This window comes from Egibacteraceae bacterium, from assembly GCA_040905805.1.
Lineage (GTDB): Bacteria > Actinomycetota > Nitriliruptoria > Euzebyales > Egibacteraceae > DATLGH01.
The window spans coordinates 1-4,701 of sequence record JBBDQS010000100.1; the positions used below are offsets into that span (position 1 = coordinate 1).

Annotated in this window: 4 protein-coding genes, 2 tRNA genes and 1 other RNA gene; 5 read left to right on the plus strand and 2 right to left on the minus strand. The window is 69.3% G+C overall.

Annotation, left to right across the window (positions count from 1 at the left end):
- Window positions 1-1,232 (plus strand): Eco57I restriction-modification methylase domain-containing protein (locus WD250_11195; GenBank protein ID MEX2620772.1); only part of this gene is annotated, 1,232 nt, incomplete at its 5' end.
- 45 nt (window positions 1,233-1,277) lie between these two features.
- The gene (locus WD250_11200; GenBank protein ID MEX2620773.1) at window positions 1,278-1,940 is read left to right on the plus strand and encodes a PaeR7I family type II restriction endonuclease; all 663 of its coding nucleotides are present in this window, start codon (window positions 1,278-1,280) and stop codon (window positions 1,938-1,940) included.
- Window positions 1,941-2,012: 72 nt separating this feature from the next.
- Here WD250_11200 and WD250_11205 read toward each other — a convergent pair.
- Window positions 2,013-2,104: transfer RNA gene (locus tag WD250_11205), tRNA-Ser, on the minus strand.
- Window positions 2,105-2,171: 67 nt separating this feature from the next.
- A tRNA-Ser gene (locus WD250_11210) sits at window positions 2,172-2,263 on the minus strand.
- A gap of 86 nt (window positions 2,264-2,349) precedes the next feature.
- Between WD250_11210 and WD250_11215 the strand changes: the two genes are divergently transcribed.
- The 3 genes from WD250_11215 to ffs form a co-directional block, all read left to right on the plus strand.
- Window positions 2,350-3,492 (plus strand): site-2 protease family protein, encoded by a 1,143-nt coding sequence (locus WD250_11215; protein MEX2620774.1) that lies wholly within the window; start codon window positions 2,350-2,352, stop codon window positions 3,490-3,492.
- Window positions 3,492-4,538, plus strand: a complete 1,047-nt coding sequence (locus tag WD250_11220) for a S16 family serine protease (GenBank protein MEX2620775.1) — start codon at window positions 3,492-3,494, stop codon at window positions 4,536-4,538. Before WD250_11215 ends, WD250_11220 begins: the two co-directional genes overlap by 1 nt.
- A gap of 95 nt (window positions 4,539-4,633) precedes the next feature.
- Window positions 4,634-4,701: signal recognition particle sRNA small type (gene ffs / locus WD250_11225), an RNA gene on the plus strand; the annotation flags it as partial.

The window sequence follows — 4,701 nt, forward strand, 5'->3', positions numbered from 1 at the left end:
ACGACATCCCGTCGGCGGATTTCGTGGTCGGGAACCCTCCATACGTGCGCCTGGAGGAGGTGCCGAAGCATCTGGTTGGCGAGTATCGGGCGCGTTGGAAGACGATGGGCGGCCGCGCGGACCTATACGTAGGGTTCTACGAGCGTGGCCTCCAACTGTTGAACGACGACGGGGTGTTGGCGTTCATCTGCGCCGATCGCTGGATGCGCAACTCCTATGGCACCGGGCTGCGCAGCATGATCACGGACGGGCCATGGGCAGTCGACACGATCGTTCGCCTGCACGACGTGGACTGTTTCGAGGAGGAGGTGGCTGCCTACCCGGCCATCACGGTTCTGCGGCGTCGCCCACAGAAGGAAGGCACGGTGATCGACGCCAACGGCACCTTCACCGCCGACCATGTGCCGGCCGTGGCTGCTGTCCGCAACGGCGGCGATCCCGATGGGCCGTTCACAGTCGCGACTGTGGAGGGGTGGTTCGGAGCAGATGTCTGGCCCGAGGGAACGCCAGCTGAGCTGGCACAGCTCGCCGACCACGAGAATAGGTTGGAACCACTCGAGGATGTGCTGCGGCAGACCCGCGTCGGGATCGGGGTCGCGACGGGAGCCGACGACATCTACATCACCTCGGAGCCGGACCTGGCGGAGGCCGACCGAATGCTTCCCCTCGTGATGGCTCGCCACATTGCGGATGGTCAGCTCACCTGGGAGCCGACCTATTTAGCCAACCCATGGAACGGTGACGGCCTCGTCAGACTCGCCGACTACCCCAGGCTGGCGGCCCACTTCGAGCAGCACCGTGATCAGCTCGCCGGCCGTCACACCGCGAAGAAGACCCCGGACCGATGGCACAAGACCATCGACCGGGTTCACGGCTGGCTCACGGACATGCCGAAGATCCTGCTCGCGGACATGAAGGCCCGGATGACGCCTGTCGTCGAGCCAGGCGGGCTGTACCCGCACCACAATCTCTACTGGATCACCTCGACACGGTGGGACCTGGACGTATTGGCCGGGCTGCTGCTGTCCGACCAGGCCGAGTTGTTCGTGCGTGCCTACTGCGTGAAGATGCGAGGCGGGACATTGCGGATGCAGGCGCAGTACCTGCGCAAGATTCGCCTCCCGGATCCGAGGTCGATCACCGACGAGGAGGCTGACGGACTAAGGGAGGCGTACGCCCGGCGCGACCGTGACCTCGCAACCTCGATCGCCAGTACCCTGTATGCCCGTTGACATCCCGGACTACGAACCACTCATGAGGGAAGCCGTCGCAGCGTTTTGGGGGATCCGGGATCGGCAGGCCACCGAACAGGCTTTGCGAGGCGTCGAGGACGCGGGCACCCGTGGACCGTGACCGGGGGGCAACACCTGGGCCCAATAGAGGCGCTCATCTGGCGAGTGCTCACTGACGCAGGTGTGAACGAGTCCGACATCCACAACGGACGGTCGGCCAAGCTGCCGGGGTGGTTTCGCGAGTTCAAGAACTGGGACGTCGTCGTGCTCGAAGGCGACACCCTCGTCGCTGTGATCGAACTCAAGTCTCAGGTGGGGAGCTTCGGGAACAACCTCAACAACCGCATCGAGGAAGCCATCGGACAGTCCGTCGACTTCTGGCAGGCGGTAGACAACGGCCTGCTGCCGGGCCTGCGCCCCTGGTTTGGGTACCTCATGATCATCGAGGAGTCGATGAAGTCGACGAGCCTGGTGCGCACCAGGAGGGGACTCCTGCCACCTGACCCTGTGTTCGAGAACGCCTCCTACATGGACCGGTACGCAACCGCTTTCGCCCGACTCCACCACGAGCGCATGCTTGACGCTGTCGCCTTTGCCATGTCACCACGGGACACCAATCAGGTGATCTACCCAACCCCAGCGCTCTCGTTCCAGCACTTCGCCACGACCCTGCACAACCGCGCCCGCGAGATCCGTTCGCTCCAGTAACACCGCCGCCCGTCGCACCCCGAACGACGAACCCGCAGGCCGGCCGGAATATGGGTCTGACCTGCGGTTTCGTGGTGGTGGGGGAGGGATTCGAACCCTCGAGGCCCTTGCGGGCCTACCCGCTTTCGAGGCGGGCGCACTAGGCCGGACTATGCGACCCCACCGGATTCGGCGGCCAGCCTACCAAGGCGGGGCCGGATCGGCCGAGGGTGCTGCTCGGGGGGATGGGTGTGGCGGAGCCGGAGGGATTCGAACCCTCGAGGGTGTTGCCACCCTACGGCCATTCCAAGACCGCGCCATAGGCCAGACTAGGCGACAGCTCCAGCGTGACGGGTTGTCGCAGGGCAGTATAGCCCTGCGGTGTCCCCGGCACCGTCGACGACACTCGCCCGCCAGCGGTAGGGGCCCCGTGACCGAGACCAGCGAGACCCCCCCAACGCCCCGTCCCGCCCAGCGGGCGGGCAGCTTCCGCAAGACCTGGACCTTCGCCCACGTCCGCGGTGTGCCCCTGCGGGTCGACGTCTCCTGGCTGGTCATCGCCGGCCTCGTGACCTACATCCTGTTCAGCCGGTACTCGAGCCTGCTCGCCGGTCACGGCATGCCCGTGATCCTGGGCGCCGCCGCCGGTGCGGCGCTGCTGTTCTTCGCGAGTCTCCTGGCCCACGAGCTCGGCCACGCGATCACCAGCCTCGAGCGGGACATCCCGGTGCTCAGCGTCACGTTGTTCATGCTCGGGGGGGTGACCGAGTCGACCCGTGAGGCCGACTCGGCGAAGGACGAGTTCGTGATCGTCGGCATCGGCCCCTTCATCTCGCTGGTGCTGGGTGCCGTGTTCGGGCTGCTGCACGTGGTCGTGGCGGGCCAGCCCGTGGCCGCGGCGATCACGGGCTACCTCGCCTGGATCAACGTGCTGCTGGCCATCTTCAACCTCGTGCCCGGCTACCCGCTCGACGGTGGGCGGCTCCTGCGCTCGGTGATCTGGGGGATCACGGGCAACCCGCACCGCTCGACCCGTATGGCCGCGCGCGTGGGACAGGGGTTCGCGCTGCTGCTCGGCGGCTACGGCGTCTACCTGTTCGCCCGGTTCTCCGGGCAGGGCCTCGCCGGCGTCTGGGAGGTGCTGATCGCGGTCTTCCTCTACCGCGGCGCCGCGCAGTCCCACGCGCGGGCGCGCGTGCGGGAGCGGCTCGCGGGGCGTTCCGTGCGGGAGACCATGGGCAGCGTCCCCCCGACCCTTGACCCGCACCTCCCGCTGTCCGACGCGGTCGTGCAACTCCAGGAGCGGCCCTCGCTGCTGTGGCCGGTGGGCGTGCCGCTGGCCGGGGTGGTGAACCTGCAGGGCCTCGACCTGGTGCCGCGCCGGCAATGGGCGCTGACGGCGCTGCGGGAGGTGGCCCAGCCTGCGGAAGCGGTGAGCGTCGACGCCGACGCCACCATGGACGCGGCGCTGGACCGCCTCGTTCGGGCCCCCGGCAACATGCTGCTGGTCGTCGAGGACGGCATGCCCGTCGGCCTGCTGACGCCGAGCCTGGTCTCGGACCTGCTGCGCTGATGCGTCGCGCGGCTCGTCTCCTCATCCTGCCCCTCTGCCTGGTGGTCCTCCTGGTGGCGGCGGCGACGGTGCCGCTCCCGGTCTTCGTCGAGCGGCCGGGTGACGTGGTCAGCCTCGTCGACCATGTGGCGGTCGCTCCGGCGTCCCCGGAAGAGGCCGGCGAGGTCGACGGCGACTTCCTGCTCACCCTGGTGAACCTGCGACGCGCCACCGTCGTGTCGCTCGTCCAGGCCTGGGCAGACGCCGACCTCTCCGTGGTCCGGGCGACCGCGCTGACCGGCGGGGTGGACGACGAGGTCTTCTTCGAGCGCCAGCGGGAGCTCTTCGCGCTGACGGCGGAGGTCGCCTCGGCGCTGGGGTTGCAGGCCGCGGGCCTGCCCGTCGAGTTCGGCGCGCCCCGGGGCGTCCTGGTGGCCGAGGTGTTCCCGGGTGCGCCGGCCGAGGGGGTGCTGCGCCCCGGCGACATCATCACCGCCGTCGACGACACGACGGTGCCCTCGGCCGGCGAGCTGGTGACCGCGGTGCGCGAGTCGCGTGACCCCACCCTGGCGATCTCCTTCCTCCGCGACGAGCAGGAGCGCCAGGCCAGCATCGAGCGCGGGTCCGTCCCCGGCCTCGACCAGCCGGGGCTGGGCGTCCACATCCAGGAGCTCGTCCCGCCCGTGGACCTGCCGGTCCCCGTCTCCGTGGACAGCGGGGAGATCGGGGGACCGAGCGCCGGGCTCATGATCGCCCTGACGGTGTACGACAAGATCTCGCGGGATGACCTCGCGGCGGGGCGACGGGTGGCGGGCACCGGTGGCGTGACCGTGGACGGCGCGGTGACACCGATCGGCGGCATCGCGCTCAAGGTGCTCGCCGCCCACCGCAACGACGTCGACCTGTTCGTCGCGCCGCAGAGCCAGGTCGACCAGGCCCGCGGGGCCGTCCCCGATGGCAGCACCATGGAGGTGCTGGGCGCCGAGACGGTCCAAGACGCCATCGACACCCTGCTGGACCGGCCCGTGAGCGCGGGCGGCTGGGTGCCGACCACGGTGGCCGCCTAACTCACTCACTCATGAGCTGCGGACCCGCCCGCCGCCGTGGCGCGGGAGGTTGCTACACTCGGCCACCCGCCGCGGTCAGCACCGGGCGGGTGAGAGGCGCGGTCCCGCGCGACGTCACGCCGTGAACCTGGTCAGGGCCGGAAGGCAGCAGCCATAAGCGGTC

Bases quoted from the DNA above. Each gene is read 5' to 3' on its own strand.
- WD250_11220 (MEX2620775.1), top strand. From the start codon at position 3,492: ATGCGTCGCGCGGCTCGTCTCCTCATCCTGCCCCTCTGCCTGGTGGTC.